Below are 17947 nucleotides of genomic sequence, written 5' to 3' on the forward strand. Positions count from 1 at the left end.
GCGCACCAGCGTTCGACATCGAGGGGGATGCGCGCCCCGTCCTCCTGGCGCAGCCACAGCGGGCCGCGCCCGGCGCGGACGGCCTCGGCGAACGGATCGTCCACCCACGCGGCAGCCGGGGCGGTCATCCGGCCGTCCCCGGTGCGGCGTCGATCGAGCGCAGGCACGCGGCGAACGTGGTCTGCGGCGCCTCGGCGGCGACCCGGCGCGCGTCGAGGATGGTGTCCACGTCGGTGACCAGGTCGAGGTGATGGACCGTCAGCCCGGCGGCCGCGAGGCGGTCGAGCAGCGCACGTCCGGTGTCGGGCGTGGACATCGGTACGCCCAGCAGTAGCCGCCGGGCCAGTCGCCCGGTGGGACGCGCCAGCCCGAGGGCCCAGAACCCGCCGTCCGCCGCGGGCCCGTACCAGGCGTCCACGTCCGGGCGGTGGGCGGCGGACAGCGGCTCGGCCAGCGCGGCCGCGTCCAACTGCGGGGTGTCCATGCCGACCAGCAGGGCGGGTGCCCGCGGGGCCACCCGGGCGGCGTGCGCGAAGGCGGCGGCCAGGCGTTCGTCGAGCCCGCCCGCGCACTGCGGCACGACCTCCCATCCCGGTGGCAGCCACGGCCCCGGTTCGCCGTCCAGCACCAGGAGCCGCCGCCCGGCGGGCATCCGGTTCAGGGTGGTGAGGGTGTCCTCGAGTGCGGCTCCCGCCAGTGTCGCCGCCTGTTCGGGGGTGCAGGGCGGGGTGAGGCGGGTCTTCACCCGCCCGGGCACCGGGGACTTCGCGATGACCAGCAGGGTGGGCGGCGGTGCGGCCAGGACGGCCCGCATGTCCCGTACGGCCTGCCGGGTGCCGCGCAGCGTCCCGGTCACCTTGGAGCGGCCGGTGCGCGGCAGGTAGTCGACGGCGGTCTCGGCGATCCGCATCCCGGCCGCCGAGGCGGCGAGCACCATCTCCAGCGGATAGCCGGAGCGGCGGTCTCCCAGCCCGAGCGCGAGCAGCCGCTCCCGGTGCGCGGCGCGCATCGGCCCCAGGTCGTGCAGCGGCGCGCCGGTACGGGCGCGCAGGCGGCGGGCCAGCACGGCGTTGGCGAGCCGGGCGTGCGCCGGCCACGCGCCGGCCCTCGCGGGGTGGCGCCGGCCGAGCACGAGGTCCGCCGCGCCCGCCGCGACCGGCGCGGCGACCCGCGGCAGTTGGGCCGGGTCGAGCGAGCCGTCGCAGTCCATGAAGCAGACCAGCTCGGCGGTCGCGGCGATGAGTCCGGTATGGCAGGCGGCACCGAAACCGCGCCGGCTCTCCGTGACGACGGTCGCGCCCAGCGAGCGGGCCAGTTCCGCGGAGCCGTCCCGCGAGCCGTTGTCCACGACGATCGCCCGCCAACCGGCGGGGACGCGTCCGAGCACCCAGGGGAGGGCCTCGGCCTCGTCGAGGCAGGGAAGGACGACATCAGCGACAAGGGGAGGGATCACGTCGGCCACGCTAACCGCGGTCGAGCCCGTCGAAGCCGAACCGCGCCCTTACGGAAGTACGACGTCCGGGCGCCGGTGGCCCGTTCGGGGGATCTTACGGAACCCGGACGTCGGACCTGGCGCGGCGCCCGGCGCCCGCCGGGACTCGTATCCTCGGCGGGGTGAACGAGAGCCCCGCCACCCCAGGACCGCCGTGCCCCAGCCGCATTCTGGTGATCGACGACGACCCGACCGTTGCCGAGGTCGTCGCCGGCTACCTCACCCGGGCGGGCCACCGGGTCGACCGCGCCGCCGACGGCGACGGGGGCCTTGCCCTGGCCCGAGCCCATCGCCCGGACCTGCTGGTCCTGGACCTCATGCTGCCCGGCATCGACGGCCTGGAGATCCTGCGCAGGTTGCGCGCCTCCGAGGACGGCGCCGGGCTACCGGTCGTCATGCTCACGGCCAAGGGCGACGAGGCCGACCGCATCCTCGGCCTGGAACTGGGCGCGGACGACTACGTCACCAAGCCCTTCAGCCCGCGGGAACTCGTCCTGCGGGTCCAGTCCGTGCTGCGCCGCTCCCGGGCCGCCGCTCGCCCGGCCCCGGCCGGCGGGCCGGTGGTCTCCGGAGACATCGCGCTCGACCCGCAGGCCCGCCGTGTCCACCGCGGTGGGCGTGAACTGCTCCTCACCCTGCGGGAGTTCGACCTCCTGGCCTTCCTCCTCCGGCACCCGCAGACGGTGTTCTCCCGCCAGGAGCTGATGGAACGAGTGTGGGGCTGGGACTTCGGCGACCTGTCCACCGTCACCGTCCACATCCGCCGACTGCGCGAGAAGATCGAGGACGACCCGGCCGCGCCGGTACTGATCACCACCGTCTGGGGCGTCGGCTACCGCTACGACCCGGCGGCCGGGCCGGAGGGCGGCCCGGCAGCAGACCCGGAGGGCGGCCCGGCGTGAAGGACCTGCTGCTGATCGCCCTGTTCGCCGCGCTCGGCGCCGGCGGGGCCGGTCTGCTCGGCTGGGCGGCCGTCCGGCTGCTGCGCCGGCGCTCGCTCGCGCTCGCGCTGTTCTGCGTCGCCGCCGTCACCGTGCTGGCGGTCACCTCCGGCACCTTCGCCGTCGCCCAGGCGATGTTCCTGTCCCGGCACGACCTCGGGGTGGTGATCACGGTGCTGGCGATGGCCTCGGTGGTGTCGCTGGCGACCGCCGCGCTGCTCGGCCGCCAGGTCGTGGCCGGGGGCAGGGCGCTGACCGCGGCCGCCCGGACCGTGGGCAGCGACACCGGGTTCACCGCGCCGGAGCCCCCGCTCGGCCTGGAACTCGCTCAGCTCAGCGAGGAGCTCGCCGCCACCAGCGCCCGACTGGCCGAGTCCAGGGCCCGCGCGCAGGCCCTGGACGCCTCCCGCCGGGAGCTGATCGCCTGGATCTCGCACGACCTGCGCACCCCGCTGGCAGGGCTGCGTGCCATGGCCGAGGCGCTGGAGGACGGCGTCGCGGAGCACCCGCAGCGGTACCTGCAGCGGATGCGGACCGAGGTCGAGCGGCTGACCGGGATGGTGGACGACCTCTTCGAGCTCTCGCGCATCCAGGCGGGGGCGTTGGCCCTGTCGCTGTCCCGGGTGTCCGTCTACGACCTCGTCGACGACGCGCTCGCCGGGGCCCACCCCCTGGCCCGGAAGCGCGGTGTCCGCCTGGAGGGTCGGCAGGTCGCCGCCGAGCCCGTCGAGGTGGACAGCGGCGAGATCACCCGGGTGCTCGGAAACCTCCTGGTCAACGCGATCCGTTCGACCCCCGAGGACGGCGTGGTCGCGGTCTCCGCTCGCCGGGAGGCCGACGAGGTGGTGCTCTCGGTCACCGACGGCTGCGGCGGCATCCCGGAGCAGGACCTGTCCCGGGTGTTCGAAACGGGGTGGCGCGGCAGTGCCGCCCGCACGCCCCGGCCGGCCGACCAGGGGAATCCGCGTCGGCCCGGCGAGGGCGGGGGCAGCGGTGCCGGGCTCGGGCTCGCCATCGTCCGCGGCATCGTCGAGGCGCACGCCGGGCGCGCCCGGGTCCGCAACGTCGCCGGGGGCTGCTGCTTCGAGATCGTCCTCCCCGCCGCGCGAACCTGAGGTCACGCGCGCAGGGGCGCCGCCGCGAACTCCGCCATTCCCTCGGCGAAGGGGACGCGGGCGCGCCAGTCGAGTTCCTCGCGCAGACGGGTGGAGTCCGCGGTGATGTGCCGGACGTCGCCGAGCCGGTACTCGCCGGTCACCACCGGGGCCGGACCGCCGTGAGCGGCGGCCAGCGCCCGGGCCATCTCCCCGATCGTGTGCACCTCGCCGCTGCCGACGTTGTAGGCCCGGGCGCCGCCCGGCGGCTGACCGACGACCGCCTCGAGCGCGGCCAGGTTGGCGGCGGCGACGTCCTCGACGTGGACGAAGTCCCGCCGCTGGCCGCCGTCCTCGAACACCCGGGGCGCCTCGCCCCGGGCCAAGGCGGAGCGGAACAGCGAGGCCACCCCGGCGTACGGTGTGTCGCGCGGCATCCCCGGCCCGTAGACGTTGTGGTAGCGCAGCGTCAGTACGCGGCCTCCGCAGGCTCGGGCCCAGGCGCCCGCCAGGTGCTCCTGGGCCAGCTTGGTGGCCGCGTACACGTTGCGCGGATCAGTCGGCGCGTCCTCCGTCACCAGCCCGGGGTGCAGTGGTGCGCCGCACCGCGGGCACGGGGGCTCGAACCGGCCGGCGTCCAACTCGTCCGGGCGGCGCGGACCGGGCGAGACGTCTCCGTGCACAGGGCACCGGTACCGGCCCTCGCCGTAGACCACCATCGACCCGGCGAGCACGAGGTCCCGTACCCCGGATCGCGCCATCGCGGCGAGCAGGACCGCGGTGCCCAGGTCGTTGCAGCCCGTGTAGGCGGGCGCGTCGTCGAGGTCCAGCCCCAGGCCCACCATCGCGGCCTGGTGGCAGACCGCGTCCACCCCGGCCAGCGCCTGCCCGACCGCCGCCGCGTCCCGCACGTCCCCGTGCCGGAAGTCCACCCCGGCCGGCAGTACCGGCGCCGCCCCCGAAGGGTGCACGGCGATCAGCAGCGCGTCCAGGACACGCACCTCGTGACCGGCCGCCACCAGCGCCCGCACGACCGTCGAACCGATGAACCCGGCACCGCCGGTGACCAGAATCCTCATGCCCGCCGACGCTACCGGCCGCCGACCGCGCAGCCACCGAAGGCGGCCGTCGCGTCATCCATCGGTAAGAATCCGCGGCCTGCTACCGGATCAGCCCTCTCGCCCGACCGAGGCGCATCCCTCACTATTGGTCCAGACCTATTGACCAGCCCTGCCGTGGCTCCCTACGATCCGGTCCGGCACAGCCCCCCATGTCCCCACCTCACCCGGAGCCGGGCGTCATGCCCCCACGTGTCGGTCATGTCCATGGCGCTCGGCGGGAAGGGAGCACAGCATGTTCCGTCGGAGGTCGCGCACGCCACGTCGGTCGGGTGATTTCCGCCCCTGTCCGGACCCCGGCCGCCGCCTCGAAAGCGACCGGGCCGGGAGCGAACGCCCGTACCGGGCGACCGTGGAACGCGCATCGCAGCTGAACCGGACCGGCCGCGCCGAGCACGGACCGACCGCCCTGCGGCGCGCTCTCGCCGGGGTGGGCGCCGTCGCCGTCATCGGTGCCGGCATCGCGGTGGCCGGCTCCGTGACGGCCGGGGCCGCCACCACCAACCTGGTGGCGAACCCCGGCTTCGAGGACGGACTCTCCGACTGGACCTGCTCCAGCGGCTCCGGCGCGGCCGTCAGCGGTCCGGTCCACTCCGGCGCCTCCGCGCTCCAGGCCGCACCGACCGGCCAGGACGACGCCCAGTGCACCCAGACCGTCAGCGTGCAGCCCAACTCCCCGTACACGCTGAGCGCCTACGTCCAGGGCAGCTATGTCTACCTGGGCGCCACCGGTACCGGCGTCACCGGCGCCGCGTCCACCTGGACGCCGAACAGCCCGTCGTACAGCCAGCTCAGCGTCGGCTTCACCACCGGGCCGAACACCACCTCGGTGACCGTCTACCTGCACGGCTGGTACGGGCAGCCCGCGTACTACGCGGACGACGTGTCGCTCACCGGCCCCGGCGGCAGCGGCCCCACGCCGACCGCCACGGCGACGCCCACCACCGCGCCGCCCACCACGGCCCCGCCGACCACCACCCCGCCCACGACCGCGCCGCCGACCACCACCCCACCGGGCGACACCTGCCCCACGAAGCCCAAGCCGTCCGGCAAGGTCCTGCAGGGGTACTGGGAGAACTGGGACGGCTCCGTGAACGGCGTCCACCCGGGCATGGGCTGGGTCCCCATCACGGACAGCCGGATCGCCGCGCACGGCTACAACGTCGTCAACGCCGCCTTCCCGGTGATCCTTTCGGACGGCACCGTCCTGTGGCAGGACGGCATGGACACCAACGTCAAGGTCTCGACCCCCGCCGAGATGTGCCAGGCCAAGGCGGCCGGTTCGACGATCCTGATGTCGATCGGCGGTGCCACCGCGGGCATCGACCTGAGCTCCAGTGCCGTTGCCGACCGGTTCGTGGCGACCGTCGTCCCGATCCTCGAGAAGTACAACTTCGACGGAATCGACATCGACATCGAGACCGGCCTGTCCGGAAGCGGCGACATCAACACGCTTTCCGCCTCCCAGGCCAACCTGGAGCGCATCATCGACGGCGTGCTGGCCCGGATGCCCGCGGGCTTCGGCCTGACGATGGCCCCCGAGACCGCGTACGTCACCGGCGGAAGCGTCACCTACGGGTCGATCTGGGGCGCCTACCTGCCGATCATCAAGAAGTACGCCGACAACGGGCAACTGTGGTGGCTGAACATGCAGTACTACAACGGCAGCATGTACGGCTGCTCCGGCGACTCCTACCAGGCCGGTACCGTGCAGGGCTTCACCGCGCAGACCACCTGCCTGAACAACGGCCTGACCATCCAGGGCACCACCGTCAAGGTGCCGTACGACAAGCAGGTGCCCGGTCTGCCGGCCCAGCCCGGCGCGGGTGGTGGCTACCTGGATCCGAGCCTGGTCGGCCAGTCGTGGAACGCCTTCGGCGGCTCGCTGAAGGGGCTCATGACGTGGTCGGTCAACTGGGACGGCTCGAAGGGCTGGACCTTCGGCGACAACGTCAAGGGCCTCCAAGGCCGTTGACGTCCCACCGGTCAGGGCGGTCGCGGAGGAGTCAGGAGGTCGTGGCGGCTCGCTCGGACTCGCTGCGCAGAACGCAGAACTCGTTGCCTTCGGGGTCGGCGAGGACCGCCCAGCCGGAGCCGTCGGGATTCCGGAGATCGGTGACAAGGGTGGCGCCCAGGTCCAGCAGTCGTACCACCTCCTGCTCACGCGAGGTCTCCGGGCGCAGGCACAGATGGAGCCGGTTCTTGATCGTCTTGGCCTCGGGCACCTGGTTGAAGTACAGGACCGGACCCTCCGCCACCAGCACCTGGACCTCCGGATCACCCGGTTTGTCCTCCGGGTGCAGCGGACGGCCGGTCACCCTGCTCCAGAACCGGGCCAGCTCGTAGGCATCCGCACAGTCGATCGCCACGTTCTGCAATACCGAGACCATGTGCCCGAGCCTTCCTGATTTCCCCGCTGAACGCCAGCGGGTTGCGAGGGCAGGCCGACCCGTTCGAGGCGAGCTCGTGGCGGGACCGCCGCTGAGGTGACGTCGGTCAGCCTGCCGTCGGGCTCGGCGGGACGTGCGCCCGCGTGAACCCGTGGCTGCGCTCCACTTTCGCCACATGCAGCGTGTAGCTCTGGTACCACTCGGCTTGTCCGCGCTTCTGCGCCGAGCGGTGCTCGGCGTTGCACCGCCACTGCGCGAGGGCCTCGGCGTCGCGGAAGTACGCGACGGTGATGGCCAGCCCACCGGGCGACTGCGCGTAGTCCGTCCCCAGGTACCCGGGGACGTCCTTCACCAGGTCCTCCAGGCGTGCGTCGGTCTCGCTGTAGCCGCTCTGGTCCTGGGTCCGCACAGCGGTGAAGACGGCCATGTAGTAGGGGGGTTCATGGGCCTCGACGGGCGCGACAGGCGCTTCGGAGTGATCGCTCATCGCGCCACCGTAGGGCGGGACGGGCCCGGTGATCCAGCCTCCTTCCCCAACGGGACGGATGAGGGGTGCCACTGCCAGTGCTGCCCGGTGCGCTCCCGCCCGGCTCGTCACGCGGCGTGTGCCGCACTGGTGACGGCGGAGATCGTCGGGTGGGCCTCGGGGCGGGTGAGCAGGTCGGTGGCGTCACCGCCCCGTTGCCGTCGCCGTAGCGCCTCCCGGGTACGCCCGCAGGCCCCCTTCGGGTCCGTCGACCCCTGCCGGCGCGAAGCCGCACGCCGGACCGGACCCCTGGCCGCAGGCCCGTCCGCCCGGCCTCTTAACATCGGTTCGCATTCTTCGACGGACGCCGATGCCCGATCGGCCGTGCGCCCGCCGTCCAACGCCCAACACGGCACAACGACTCCACCGTACGGCGACGGAGTCGTGCATCGAGGAGGAACGTCCATGCAAGCCCGGAAGATCGGCGCGGCCGCCGCAACTGCGGTGGCACTTCTGGCAGCCCGCGACCTCATCCAGAAGAGGCACGCTCTGCTCCGGAACTTCCCGGTGCTCGGGCACGCCCGGTACCTGCTGGAGACGATCGGGCCGGAGCTGCGCCAGTACATCGTGACCTCCAACGAGGAGGAGCGCCCCTTCAGCCGCGACCAGCGCACCTGGATCTACGCGTCGGCGAAGGAGGAGAACAACTACTTCGGCTTCGGCACCGAAGTCGACGTCGAGCACGTCCAGGGGCACGCCTACCTGAAGCAGCGCACCTTCGCCGGCGCACTGCCCGACGCGCACGACCCGCAGGCTCCGCTGCCCTCGGCCAAGGTGCTGGGCGGGCCGCGCGGGCGCGCCAAGGCGTTCCGACCGGCGAGCGTGGTGAACATCTCGGCGATGAGCTTCGGATCGCTCTCCGGTGCGGCCATCACGGCGCTCAACAAGGGGGCGGCGCTGGCGGGCACGATGCACAACACGGGCGAGGGCGGCCTCTCGCCGTACCACCGCAACGGCGGTGACCTCGTCCTCCAGCTCGGTACGGCGTACTTCGGCTGCCGCAACGAGGACGGCAGCTTCAACCTCGACAAGCTCAAGGACGTCGTCGCCGGTGCCCCGGTCAAGGCGATAGAGATCAAGCTCTCGCAGGGCGCCAAGCCCGGGTTGGGCGGAATGCTGCCGGGCGCGAAGGTGACCCCGGAGATCGCCGGGATCCGCGGCATCCCGGTCGGCGAGGACTGCGCGTCCCCGTCGCGGCACACCGCGTTCAGCGACGTCGACTCGATGCTCGACTTCGTCGAGTTGCTCGCCACCGAGACCGGTGTGCCGGTCGGGGTCAAGAGCGCGGTGGGGGAGATGGGCTTCTGGCAGGAGCTGGCCACCCTGATGGCGCGTGGTGACCGTGGGGTCGACTTCGTGACCATCGACGGCGGCGAGGGCGGCACCGGGGCGGCGCCGCGGATGTTCGCCGACTCGGTGTCGCTGCCGTTCCGGATGGGCTTCTCCCGGGTCTACGGCACCTTCGCCGAGCTGGGGCTGACCGACGACCTGACCTTCATCGGCTCCGGCAAGCTCGGCCTGCCCGAGAACGCCGCGGTCGCCTTCGCCCTCGGTGCCGACATGATCAACGTGGCCCGTGAGGCGATGCTGTCGATCGGCTGCATCCAGGCGCAGAAGTGCCACACCGACAAGTGCCCCACCGGCATCGCGACCCAGAACGCGTGGCTGGCCCGCGGCCTGGACCCGGCCTCTAAGGCCACCCGGGCCGCCGTCTACCTGCGCACCCTGCGCAAGGAGCTGATGAAGGTCTCCGCGGCTGTGGGCGTCGCCCACCCGGCACTCATCACGGCCAACGACATCGAGATCATGAACGGCGACTACGAGGCCCGCACCCTGGCCGGCGTCTACGGCTACAAGGACGGCTGGGGCGAGCTCGGCCCGCACCTCGCCGAGGAGATCACGGCGCTCCTCACCACCAAGTCGGGCTCCGTCCGGTAGCCGGCTGGCCGACATGCCGACCGGGGCGATTCGGCAAGCACTCCCCGGCCGCCTCGCGGGTCAGCTTGCAGCTGGCACGCGCGGCGGCCGGGATGCCGAGCTACGACGAGCTCGGGACCGGATGTTCCGGCCGTTCCGGACCTTCCGACGGGCGAGGACCGGTGTAGCTGCCCCGGGCCCGCATCCGCAGTGGTTCCTCGCGGTACTCCTCCACCGCGTGGGCCAGCCAGCCCGGGGTGCGGGCCACCGCGAAGACCACCTCGCCGGCCTCCGCCGGCATTCCGGCGGCCAGCGCCATCGCCGCCAGCGCCAGGTCGATGTTGGCCCGCAGCGCCGGCCGTCCGGCCGGGCCCGCCGCCGCCTCCACCTCGGCGACCGCCGCCACCACGGCCGCACCGCCGTCGAGCCGGCCCACCGCGTCGAGCAGCGCCACCGCCCGCGGATCGCCCTCCGGATAGAGCCGATGGCCGAGGCCCGGGATCGGCCGGCCGGTGCGCAGGTAGTCGGAGACCACCGGCACGGCGCCGCCGACCAGTACCTCGCCGAGCAGCCGGTGCGCCAGCGGGCTGGCCGCGCCGTGCAGCGGGCCGTCGGTCGCGCCGAGCCCGGCGGAGACCACCGCGTACGGATGGGCCCGGGCCGAGGCCGCCACCCGGGCCGCCACCGCGGACACCGCCAGCTCGTGGTCCATCAGCAGCACCAGGGCGCGGTCCAGGCAGGCCAGCGCCTCGGGCGCGGGCGCGGCGGAGGCCAGCCGGCTCCACAGCCGGGCCGCCAGTGAGGCGTCGGGCCCGGGGTCGGGCGCGGTGCGCGGCAGCGCCTCCACCATCCCGGCGATCAGTGCGGCCCCGGCCGCCTGCACGGTCTGCTCGCGCAGGTCGAAGCGGAGCGGGTCGAGCGCGGCGGCGACGGTGGCCGAGATCCGCAGCCGGTCGGGCAGCCGGATCCCGTCGGGCAGCGCGGCGGAGGCCCGGGCCAGCGCCTCGGCGGTGGCGGGCGGCACCCGCAGCGTGACCGGGGCGTCGCTGCCCAGCCCCCAGAGCCAGCCGATCGCGGCCTCGAAGCCGTGCCGGGCGGCGAGCTCGACGGCGTCCTGGCCGCGGTAGTAGAGCCTGCCGTTCTCGATCAGGGTCAGCCCGGTCCGCACCGTGACCGGTCGACTGGCCCACGGTTCGCCGGCCGGGGGTTCGCCGGCGGCGTTCGGGCGCATCGGGGTGCGGCGGCCGCGGGCGGCCAGCTCGGCCACCTCGCGGGCGTCGAAGGTGCTGCCCTTGCCGCCAGGGGCCCGCTCGCTGCTCAGCTGGCCCCGGCTGGCGTAGGCGTACACCGTCTCCACCTTGACGCCGAGCTGCTCGGCGACCTGCTGGGTGGTCAAGCGTTCGGCCATGGTCTGCCCTCGTCCCGTCCTGTCCTGGTTCTCGTGCCGCGTCTTGATGGTGATCCACAGTATTCCATATTGATTTCAATCAACATTGACAATGTGGATCAATGCTCGGAGAGTACAGGGCATCACCCGGAACACCCAGGAAGAGGGCTACCGCCATGTCGAGCACCACCGAGATCGAGGTCCCGCGCGGCCTCAAGGGCGTCGTGGTCACCGAGACCGAACTCAGCGACGTCCGCGGGCTGGAGGGCTTCTACCACTACCGCCAGTACTCGGCGATCGACCTCGCCGAGCAGCGCACCCTGGAGGACGTCTGGCACCTGATGCTGCTGGGCGAGCTGCCCGACCCAGCCCGCCGCGCCGCCTTCCTGGCCCGCACCGCACCGCTGCGCCGACTGCCCGACGCGCTGCGCCCGCTGCTGCCCGCGCTGGCGGCGAGCACCGCGCACGGCGGCCCGCTCACCGCCCTGGGCGCCGCGCTCTCGACCGCCGCCGCGGACCGCGGAATCCGGCCGCTCTACGACACCGCGCCCGACCAGCGGGTCGAGGACGCGCTGTTCGCCACCGCGCTGGTGCCCACCATCCTGACCGCGCTGCACCGGCTGCAGCACGGCGAGCAGCCGATCGAACCGCGCGACGACCTGGGCTACGCGGCCAACTACCTCTACATGCTGACCGGTGAGGAGCCCGAGCCGGCCAAGGCCCGCGCGGTCGAGCAGTACCTGATCTCCACGGTGGACCACGGCTTCAACGCCTCCACCTTCACCGCCCGGGTGATCGCCTCCACCGGGGCCGACCTGGTGGCCTGCCTGGTCGGCGGGCTGGGCGCGCTCTCCGGGCCGCTGCACGGCGGCGCGCCGAGCCGGGCGCTGGACACCCTGGACGCGATCGGCACCCCGGAACGGATCGACGGCTGGATCCGCGAGCACGTACTGGCCGGCGACCGCATCATGGGCTTCGGCCACGCCGTCTACCGCACCGAGGACCCGCGCTCCCGGATGCTGCGCGGGGTCGCAGAGTCCTTCGGCGGCGAGCTGGTCGACCTCGCCGTCCAGGTGGAGGCCCGGGTCGAGGCGATCCTGGCCGAGCTGAAGCCGGGCCGCGAACTCCACACCAACGTGGAGTTCTACGCCGGCGTGGTGATGCACCTGTGCGGTCTGCCCAGGGAGATGTTCACCCCTACCTTCGCCGCGGCCCGCGCGATCGGCTGGAGCGCCAACATCCTGGAACAGGCCGCCGACTCCAAGATCATCCGCCCGTCCGCCCGCTACACCGGCCCGGCCGCCCCGCAGCCGCTGCCGACGGCCTGAACAGCCGGCCCCGGAGTGGAACCCGCGCCACGGTGCGCGGCGTGGCGGATCGGGAGCTCCTGCACCGGCTGCGCCGAGGCGAGGCCGGCTGCGCGAAGTCACGCCGGAGTGCTGACGGGTGGCCCGTCCGGTCAGCTCCAGCGGCCTGCGGCGGCCGCCTCGACGACGTGGTCCTCGAACGACCGGGGCGGTCGTCCGGGCGCCTGCGCCACGCCGTCGGAGACGCCTGCGCCCCGGCCGTCGCGGATGGCCACGAGCAGGCCGGCGAGCAGGCGGGCGGTGTCAGCGCCCGACGCCTTCGTGGACCATGCGGTTCACGAAGGCGTCGGGGTCGACGTCCAGGTGACGGACCGTAAGCCCGTTGGCGTTGGCGGGTACGGTCGGGATGAGGGGGAGGCCTCCCGTCCGTCCGTCAGCGGCGTGGGCCGGCCACGCCGGCGGAGCGGAGCTTGTTCTCGGTGAGCGCGGTCAGCCGGGCTGAGACCGGCGCCTGCTCCTCGCGGTGGTCGTTGATCAGCCGGTACTGGGCGGCGGCCTTCCTCCAGGCCTGCAGGCTGGCGGGACTCCCCAGCAGCGCGGGGTTGGCGAGGTAGTGGTCGGCCATGGCGGTCGCTAGCTCCTCGATCCTCGGGTCGTCCGGTTCCCAGGCCTCGGCCTCTTGGCCGCGCCTGGTCAGGTCGATGAACACGGGGTCGTCGATCCGGTGTTCGAGCTGGGCCAGGAAGTCGTCGAAGCCCTCCGGCACCAGCGCCCGGACCAGCACCAGGGCCTCGCGTTGCGCCGCCACGTAGTCGGGGCTCAGGCCGAGGTCGGGCATCCGCTCCAGCACCGCGCAGGCGCGGTCGGGCAGCAGGGCCCGGTCGCCTTCGGCGAGCCGGTGCAGCATGTCGCGGCGGGCGGCCAGCTCCGCGATCCGGTCGGCCAGCCGCCGTTCGACGTCGGCCAGGGCGGCGGCGAACTGCTCGGCGTCGGCGTCGAGCAGGGGCCCGATCTCGGCGAGCGGCACCCCGGCGGCGGCCAGCGTCCGGACCTGCACCAGCCGCAGCAGCTCGTCCGACCCGTACCGCCGGTAGCCGGAGCCGTCGCGTCGTGGTTCGTCGACCAGCCCGTGCTGGTGGTAGTGCCGCACCGTCTTCACCGTGACGCCGACGAATGCCGCCGCCTGCCCGATCGTGACTCCGCTCATCATCCGCTCAGCCTAAGTGCACCTCAGGGCCGTAGCGCCGGGAGCGGCCCGGTCGGGCCGGGCATCCAGTCCGGCCGGCCCCTCGACGGCCGGGCGGACTCCGTACTCAGTGCGCCGTGCTACCGCCGCAGAACTCCGCCTCCAGCTCGTTGTCGAACACCGAGATCGGCCCCAGGCCCGACGGCGCGTTGTCGGCCCAGTCGCCGTTGACCTCGGTGGAGAGCAGGTGGCGGCCGTCCCGCGTGCCGAAGGTGTACGACCAGGAGCCGTCGATCGCGCCGCCCATGCCCCAGACCTGGCCGCAGGACAGGGTGACCGAGGCGATGCCGAGGCCGTACTTGGTGCCCGGAATCCAGTTGATGCCGGGGTCCTGCATGGTGAGCATCTCGTTCATCTGGGCGGGCGGCAGCAGACGGCCCTTCAGCAGCTGCTGGAAGAAGGTGTTCAGGTCGCCCGTGGTGGAGATCAGGTCGCCGGAGCCCCAGCCCCAGGTGGGGTTGAGCTCGGTGACGTCGTAGACGGGGAGTGCGGGGGCGTACATCGGGCCGAGCTTGGAGTAGAAGCGCCCGTGCGGGCCGTGGATGCCGGTGTCGTCCGCGGCCGGCTCGTAGGTGCTCTTCAGGTGCAGCGGCTTCACCAGGCGGTCGGTGATCGCCTGCCCGAGGCTGTGCCCGGTGGCCTGTTCGATGATCATGCCGGCCAGCACGTAGTTGGTGTCGGAGTACTGCCAGCCGGTGCCGGGGGCGAACTGCGGCTTTCCGCTGATGCCCAGCTCGACCAGCTGGCGCGGCGTGAAGCTGTCGAACCGGTGCCGCAGGAAGGGCTGCCCGCTGAAATCGTCCTGCACCGCCGTCGCGAAGTTGGCGATCCCGCTGGTGTGGTTCAGCAGTTGACGAATGGTGATCTTCGAGCCGTCGTAGCCGTTGCCGTCCACCAGTCCGGGCAGCCACTGCTCGACGCTGTCGTCCAGGCTCAGCCGGTGCTCGACCTCCAGCTGGAGCAGCACGGTGGCGACGAAGGTCTTGGTGGTGCTGCCGATCCGGAACCGGTCCTGCGGCTCGAACTGCTGACCGGTGCTCAGGTCGGCCGTGCCGGCCTGCCCGAACCAGGTCGAGCCGCCGTCCCTGACCTCGACCCGCACGCCCGGCAGGTGGGCGCCGGTGATCCCCTGGTCCAGCGCCTCCTGCAGCCCCTGGTGGCCGGTGCGGTCGCGGTCCGCGGCGAACGCCGCCGGGGTGGCGGACAGCAGGGCCGCAGTCAGTACGGCGGTGGTGAGGGCGGCACGGGCGGTGGTCTTCATGAGTGGGGTCCCCCTGGTCGGTTCGCGCTTTCGTCGTTGGTGGAGAAGCTATGGCGATCTTCGGTGTTCCATCAACACATCAAGGCATCAAGCGCGCTGAAACAGCAGGTCACTGACGTACAATCATTGCAATGACGATGTCGATGAATGCAAGGCGGTTGCAAGGCGATTGCAACCATGAAGGGAACCGCCCGTGCCAGGCGCCAGGCTGAGCCAGCAGGACCGTCAGGCGATCGCCTCCGGGCTCGCCGAAGGGCTCGACTACGCGGCGATCGCCCGTCGGATCGCCCGCCCCACCTCCACGGTGACCCGGGAGATCGCCCGCAACGGCGGCCCCGCCCGCTACCGCGCGGAGAGCGCCCAGCGCGCCACCGCCCGCCGCGCCCGCCGCCGGCCGGGCGCGGCCCGGCTGCCCGAGGGCGCCGGCGTGACGGACGGGCGCGATCCGGCCGCGATCGCCGAGTTCACCGGCCGGTTCGCCGACCTGCTGGTGCACCTCGGCCTACCGCGCATGGTGGCCCGGGTGCTCAGCTGCCTCTACGTCACCGACAGCGGCAGCCTGACCGCCGGCGAACTGGTGCAGCGGCTCGGCGTGAGCCCCGCCTCGGTCTCCAAGGCGGTCGGGTACCTGGAGGGTCAGGAGCTGATCCGCCGCGTCCGGGACGAGCACGGCCGCCGCGAGAGTTACCTGATCGACGACGACGTCTGGTACCGCTCGATGCTGGCCAGCGCCCAACGCAACGCCCTGCTGGCCGAGTTCACCCGCGACGGCGCGGGCCTGCTCGGAACGGCCACACCCGCTGGGGAGCGGCTCGGCACGGCGGCGGTCTTCCTGGCGGAGATCGGCACAGACCTGGCCCGCGCGGTCGAGCGGCGGCGGTCCGCGAACGCGCCGCGCCGGTAGCTCCTCGCCCTGGCCCACCGCGTCGGCGCGAACCCGGACGTGCTCCACCGGCTTCGCCCAGGTCCCGTCCGCCTCCCAGCGGGCGAACGAACTCACCTCGACCTGCCACAAGATCAACTATCGACGCGTCCTAGGCTGAACGCATGACTGATGCGGCGGGACGGGTCGAGCCGTCCGGGGTGTGGGCCACAGCCGTGGGCGTGGCCCGGGTGAGGGCGATGGAGACGGCACGGGAGCAGCCGTTGTTCCGGGATCCGCTGGCGCTGGCCTTCGCCACGGCCGGCGGGAGAGGCCCCGAGGCGCCACCGCCCCCGCGCGCGGACGAGGCGTCGCGGCGCCGCTGGCTCGGCGTGGCCTTCTCGATCGTCATCCGGACGAAGTTCCTGGACGACCTGCTGGAGCAGGCGGTCGCGTCCGGCGTCCGGCAGGTCGTACTGCTCGGAGCCGGGATGGACAGCAGGGCCTTTCGGCTGGACTGGCCTGCGGGGACCCGGCTGTTCGAGGTCGACACGGCCGAACCGCTGGGCTTCAAGGCCTCGGTGCTGCGTCAGGAACGGGCCGTTCCGCGCTGCGAGCGGATCACCGTCCCGGTCGACCTGCGCGAGGACTGGCCCGGCGCCCTGGCCGCGGCCGGGCACGATCCGGCGCAGCCGACGGTGTGGATCGCCGAGGGACTGCTGATCTATCTGCCCGAGGACGCGGTGGAGTCGCTGCTCGAACGGATCGGCGCGCTGTCCGCCGCAGGCAGCAGGATGGGCCTGACACTCGGCTCGCGCGGTGTGGTCGAACGCTTCCGCGGGGACGCCGCCCCGGGATCGGCGGCGTCGATGTGGGTCTGGGAGATGCCGGAGGACCCGGTCGGCTGGCTGGGCGGCCTCGGCTGGGAGGCGGAGACCTTCACCCTGCGTGAGCGTGCCGAGGCCTACGGGCGTCCGGTGCTCACCCCGCCGCTGCAGGACGAGGGCCCCGGCGGACTGGTCTCGGCGGTGCGCGCGGCGCACTGAGCACGACGAAGGCCGGCCCCCGCGTGTGGCGGGGGCCGGCCTTCGACTCGCCCGTATTCCGGCCCCACTCCTCCCGGGGTACTCATCGCCAGGTCCCTCGCCGGCCGGGACGGCGCCGGGCCACAACGGGTGCCCGGCGACGTGCGGGGTGTCACTGCTCCCTGCGGTTGGGCCCGCAGCCGTTCGAGTGCGCCCGACGGGCGGGGAAGAGCCGGGCACGGAATGATGGCAAGCGGCGAAGTGATCATCTCCGACTTCCGGTCCGCCGTCGGCCCGCTGTCCGGCCCCGGCCTCGTGGTGGTCGACGTCAACGACGGGACCGGAACCTCCTGCAGCCCGAAGGTGTACCCGGGCGTCGCCGACCGCAACAGGTCGGGGTGGTCATCCTGGTGGGCGCGGGACCGGCTTCTTCGCACGTCCGGCCGTCGGCGTGACCGGAGAACGAATCGGAGTGAGGGGTCAGTGACTCCATCAATACCCGTGCTGAGCACCGTATCCGTCGGCCTGGGCCCCACAGGGGTGGCGATCGCCCCGGACGGTGGTCGCCTCTACGTGGCCAACAGCGGCTCAGGAACCGTGAGCGTGGTCGACGTGGCCTCCGGCTCGACCGCCGCCACCATCACCGTGGAACGCGACCCGCAGGGGCTGGCGATCACTCCGGACGGACGCCGCGCCTACGTGACGCACGCCGGACTCGGCCTGGTCAGCGTGATCGATACCGACAGCAACGTCGTCACCGGAACCATCGCCGTGTCCGAATTCCCGTCCGAAGTGGCGATCACACCCGACGGGCGTCGCGCCTACGTGGCACGGGCCCTGGCAGACCAGCTGACGATCATCGACACCGCGACGGACTCGGTGACGGGCAGCTCCGACCGCCTGGAGACAGGCGCCCTCGTCGGCGTCGCGATCAGCCCTGACGGTCGCCGCGCCTACGTGCTTCCCGAAGGCACCTGCCTGGCGCTCGTCCTGGACACCGCGACCAACACCCAGGTCCCCGGGCCCCCGATCCTCATCGGCTGCGCTGCGGCCGACGTGGCCTTCACACCGGACGGGCGACACGCGCTCTCCACGAGCTCAAGCCTCGGTGAGCAGGCCGAGTTGTACGTCGTCGATACAGCCACTCAGAAGGCCCACAACCCTGTCCTCATCGGCGACTCCGCGTACGGGATAACCGGCGTCTCGTCGTAGATCGTCATCGGCGCGGCCTGAGCGGCGCTGGAGCCGGCGAACTCGGTGCGAGCGCTGCCCGGTTCGACGAGCGTGACGCCGATTCCGAACGGCGCGATCTCGACGACCCGGCGTGACCGGGGGCGGCGAGCTGAAATCCGGGTGCGGGGGGGGGGGGGAGGGGGGGTAC

At 73.0% G+C, this 17947-nt stretch carries 15 protein-coding genes and 2 pseudogenes; 9 read left to right on the forward strand and 8 right to left on the reverse strand.

Annotation, left to right across the window (positions count from 1 at the left end; genetic code table 11):
- Nucleotides 1–124 precede the first annotated feature (124 nt).
- Both ACFQ87_RS31975 and ACFQ87_RS31980 read right to left on the reverse strand, forming a co-directional pair.
- Nucleotides 125–652 carry a DUF2064 domain-containing protein gene (locus tag ACFQ87_RS31975; protein WP_380614392.1) on the reverse strand — a complete coding sequence of 176 codons (528 nt, stop codon included), beginning with the start codon at nt 650–652 and terminating at the stop codon, nt 125–127.
- A gap of 99 nt (nt 653–751) precedes the next feature.
- Nucleotides 752–1462, reverse strand: a pseudogene (locus tag ACFQ87_RS31980) (glycosyltransferase family 2 protein); the annotation flags it as partial.
- Between the two features lie 152 nt (nt 1463–1614).
- Here ACFQ87_RS31980 and ACFQ87_RS31985 point away from each other — a divergent pair.
- Nucleotides 1615–2394 carry a response regulator transcription factor gene (locus tag ACFQ87_RS31985; protein WP_380614361.1) on the forward strand — a complete coding sequence of 260 codons (780 nt, stop codon included), beginning with the start codon at nt 1615–1617 and terminating at the stop codon, nt 2392–2394.
- Nucleotides 2391–3548 (forward strand): sensor histidine kinase, encoded by a 1158-nt coding sequence (locus ACFQ87_RS31990; protein WP_380614362.1) that lies wholly within the window; start codon nt 2391–2393, stop codon nt 3546–3548. Before ACFQ87_RS31985 ends, ACFQ87_RS31990 begins: the two co-directional genes overlap by 4 nt.
- Before the next feature lie 2 nt (nt 3549–3550).
- On the opposite strand, the gene ACFQ87_RS31995 is transcribed toward ACFQ87_RS31990, so the two are convergent.
- Nucleotides 3551–4606, reverse strand: a complete 1056-nt coding sequence (locus tag ACFQ87_RS31995) for an NAD-dependent epimerase/dehydratase family protein (RefSeq protein ID WP_380614363.1) — start codon at nt 4604–4606, stop codon at nt 3551–3553.
- A gap of 274 nt (nt 4607–4880) precedes the next feature.
- On the opposite strand from ACFQ87_RS31995, the pseudogene ACFQ87_RS32000 reads away from it, so the two are divergent.
- Together ACFQ87_RS32000 and ACFQ87_RS32005 are read left to right on the forward strand one after the other, a co-directional pair.
- Nucleotides 4881–5486: pseudogene (locus ACFQ87_RS32000) on the forward strand (carbohydrate binding domain-containing protein); the annotation flags it as partial.
- A gap of 42 nt (nt 5487–5528) precedes the next feature.
- The gene (locus tag ACFQ87_RS32005) at nt 5529–6620 is read left to right on the forward strand and encodes a chitinase (RefSeq protein WP_380614393.1); all 1092 of its coding nucleotides are present in this window, start codon (nt 5529–5531) and stop codon (nt 6618–6620) included.
- A 31-nt stretch (nt 6621–6651) separates the two neighbouring features.
- Here the strand turns inward: ACFQ87_RS32005 and ACFQ87_RS32010 are convergent, their stop codons facing one another.
- Both ACFQ87_RS32010 and ACFQ87_RS32015 read right to left on the reverse strand, forming a co-directional pair.
- Nucleotides 6652–7035 (reverse strand): VOC family protein, encoded by a 384-nt coding sequence (locus ACFQ87_RS32010; protein WP_380614364.1) that lies wholly within the window; start codon nt 7033–7035, stop codon nt 6652–6654.
- A gap of 106 nt (nt 7036–7141) precedes the next feature.
- On the reverse strand, nt 7142–7522 hold the full coding sequence (locus ACFQ87_RS32015) for an antibiotic biosynthesis monooxygenase family protein (RefSeq protein WP_380614365.1): 381 nt from the start codon (nt 7520–7522) through the stop codon (nt 7142–7144).
- Between the two features lie 444 nt (nt 7523–7966).
- Here ACFQ87_RS32015 and ACFQ87_RS32020 point away from each other — a divergent pair, with 444 nt between their 5' ends.
- Entirely contained in the window at nt 7967–9499 is a 1533-nt protein-coding gene (locus ACFQ87_RS32020; RefSeq protein WP_380614366.1) for an FMN-binding glutamate synthase family protein, read from the forward strand.
- 100 nt (nt 9500–9599) lie between these two features.
- Here ACFQ87_RS32020 and ACFQ87_RS32025 read toward each other — a convergent pair whose 3' ends face one another.
- Nucleotides 9600–10886, reverse strand: coding sequence for a citrate synthase (locus tag ACFQ87_RS32025; protein WP_380614367.1), 1287 nt, complete (start codon nt 10884–10886; stop codon nt 9600–9602).
- A gap of 155 nt (nt 10887–11041) precedes the next feature.
- Between ACFQ87_RS32025 and ACFQ87_RS32030 the strand changes: the two genes are divergently transcribed.
- Nucleotides 11042–12193, forward strand: coding sequence for a citrate/2-methylcitrate synthase (locus ACFQ87_RS32030; RefSeq protein ID WP_380614368.1), 1152 nt, complete (start codon nt 11042–11044; stop codon nt 12191–12193).
- A gap of 412 nt (nt 12194–12605) precedes the next feature.
- Here the strand turns inward: ACFQ87_RS32030 and ACFQ87_RS32035 are convergent, their stop codons facing one another.
- Nucleotides 12606–13382 carry a MerR family transcriptional regulator gene (locus ACFQ87_RS32035; RefSeq protein ID WP_380614369.1) on the reverse strand — a complete coding sequence of 259 codons (777 nt, stop codon included), beginning with the start codon at nt 13380–13382 and terminating at the stop codon, nt 12606–12608.
- A gap of 103 nt (nt 13383–13485) precedes the next feature.
- The gene (locus ACFQ87_RS32040; RefSeq protein WP_380614370.1) at nt 13486–14679 is read right to left on the reverse strand and encodes a serine hydrolase domain-containing protein; all 1194 of its coding nucleotides are present in this window, start codon (nt 14677–14679) and stop codon (nt 13486–13488) included.
- Between the two features lie 193 nt (nt 14680–14872).
- On the opposite strand from ACFQ87_RS32040, the gene ACFQ87_RS32045 reads away from it, so the two are divergent.
- From ACFQ87_RS32045 to ACFQ87_RS32055, 3 genes are all read left to right on the forward strand, one after another.
- A complete protein-coding gene (locus tag ACFQ87_RS32045) occupies nt 14873–15583 on the forward strand; it encodes a MarR family transcriptional regulator (RefSeq protein WP_380614371.1) in 711 nt (236 codons plus the stop codon).
- Nucleotides 15584–15726: 143 nt separating this feature from the next.
- On the forward strand, nt 15727–16587 hold the full coding sequence (locus ACFQ87_RS32050) for a class I SAM-dependent methyltransferase (RefSeq protein ID WP_380614372.1): 861 nt from the start codon (nt 15727–15729) through the stop codon (nt 16585–16587).
- A gap of 240 nt (nt 16588–16827) precedes the next feature.
- The gene (locus ACFQ87_RS32055) at nt 16828–17778 is read left to right on the forward strand and encodes a YncE family protein (protein WP_380614373.1); all 951 of its coding nucleotides are present in this window, start codon (nt 16828–16830) and stop codon (nt 17776–17778) included.
- The last annotated feature ends 169 nt before the right edge of the window (nt 17779–17947 follow it).

The organism is Kitasatospora sp. NPDC056531 (assembly GCF_042794375.1).
In the GTDB taxonomy this organism is placed as follows: Bacteria; Actinomycetota; Actinomycetes; order Streptomycetales; family Streptomycetaceae; genus Kitasatospora.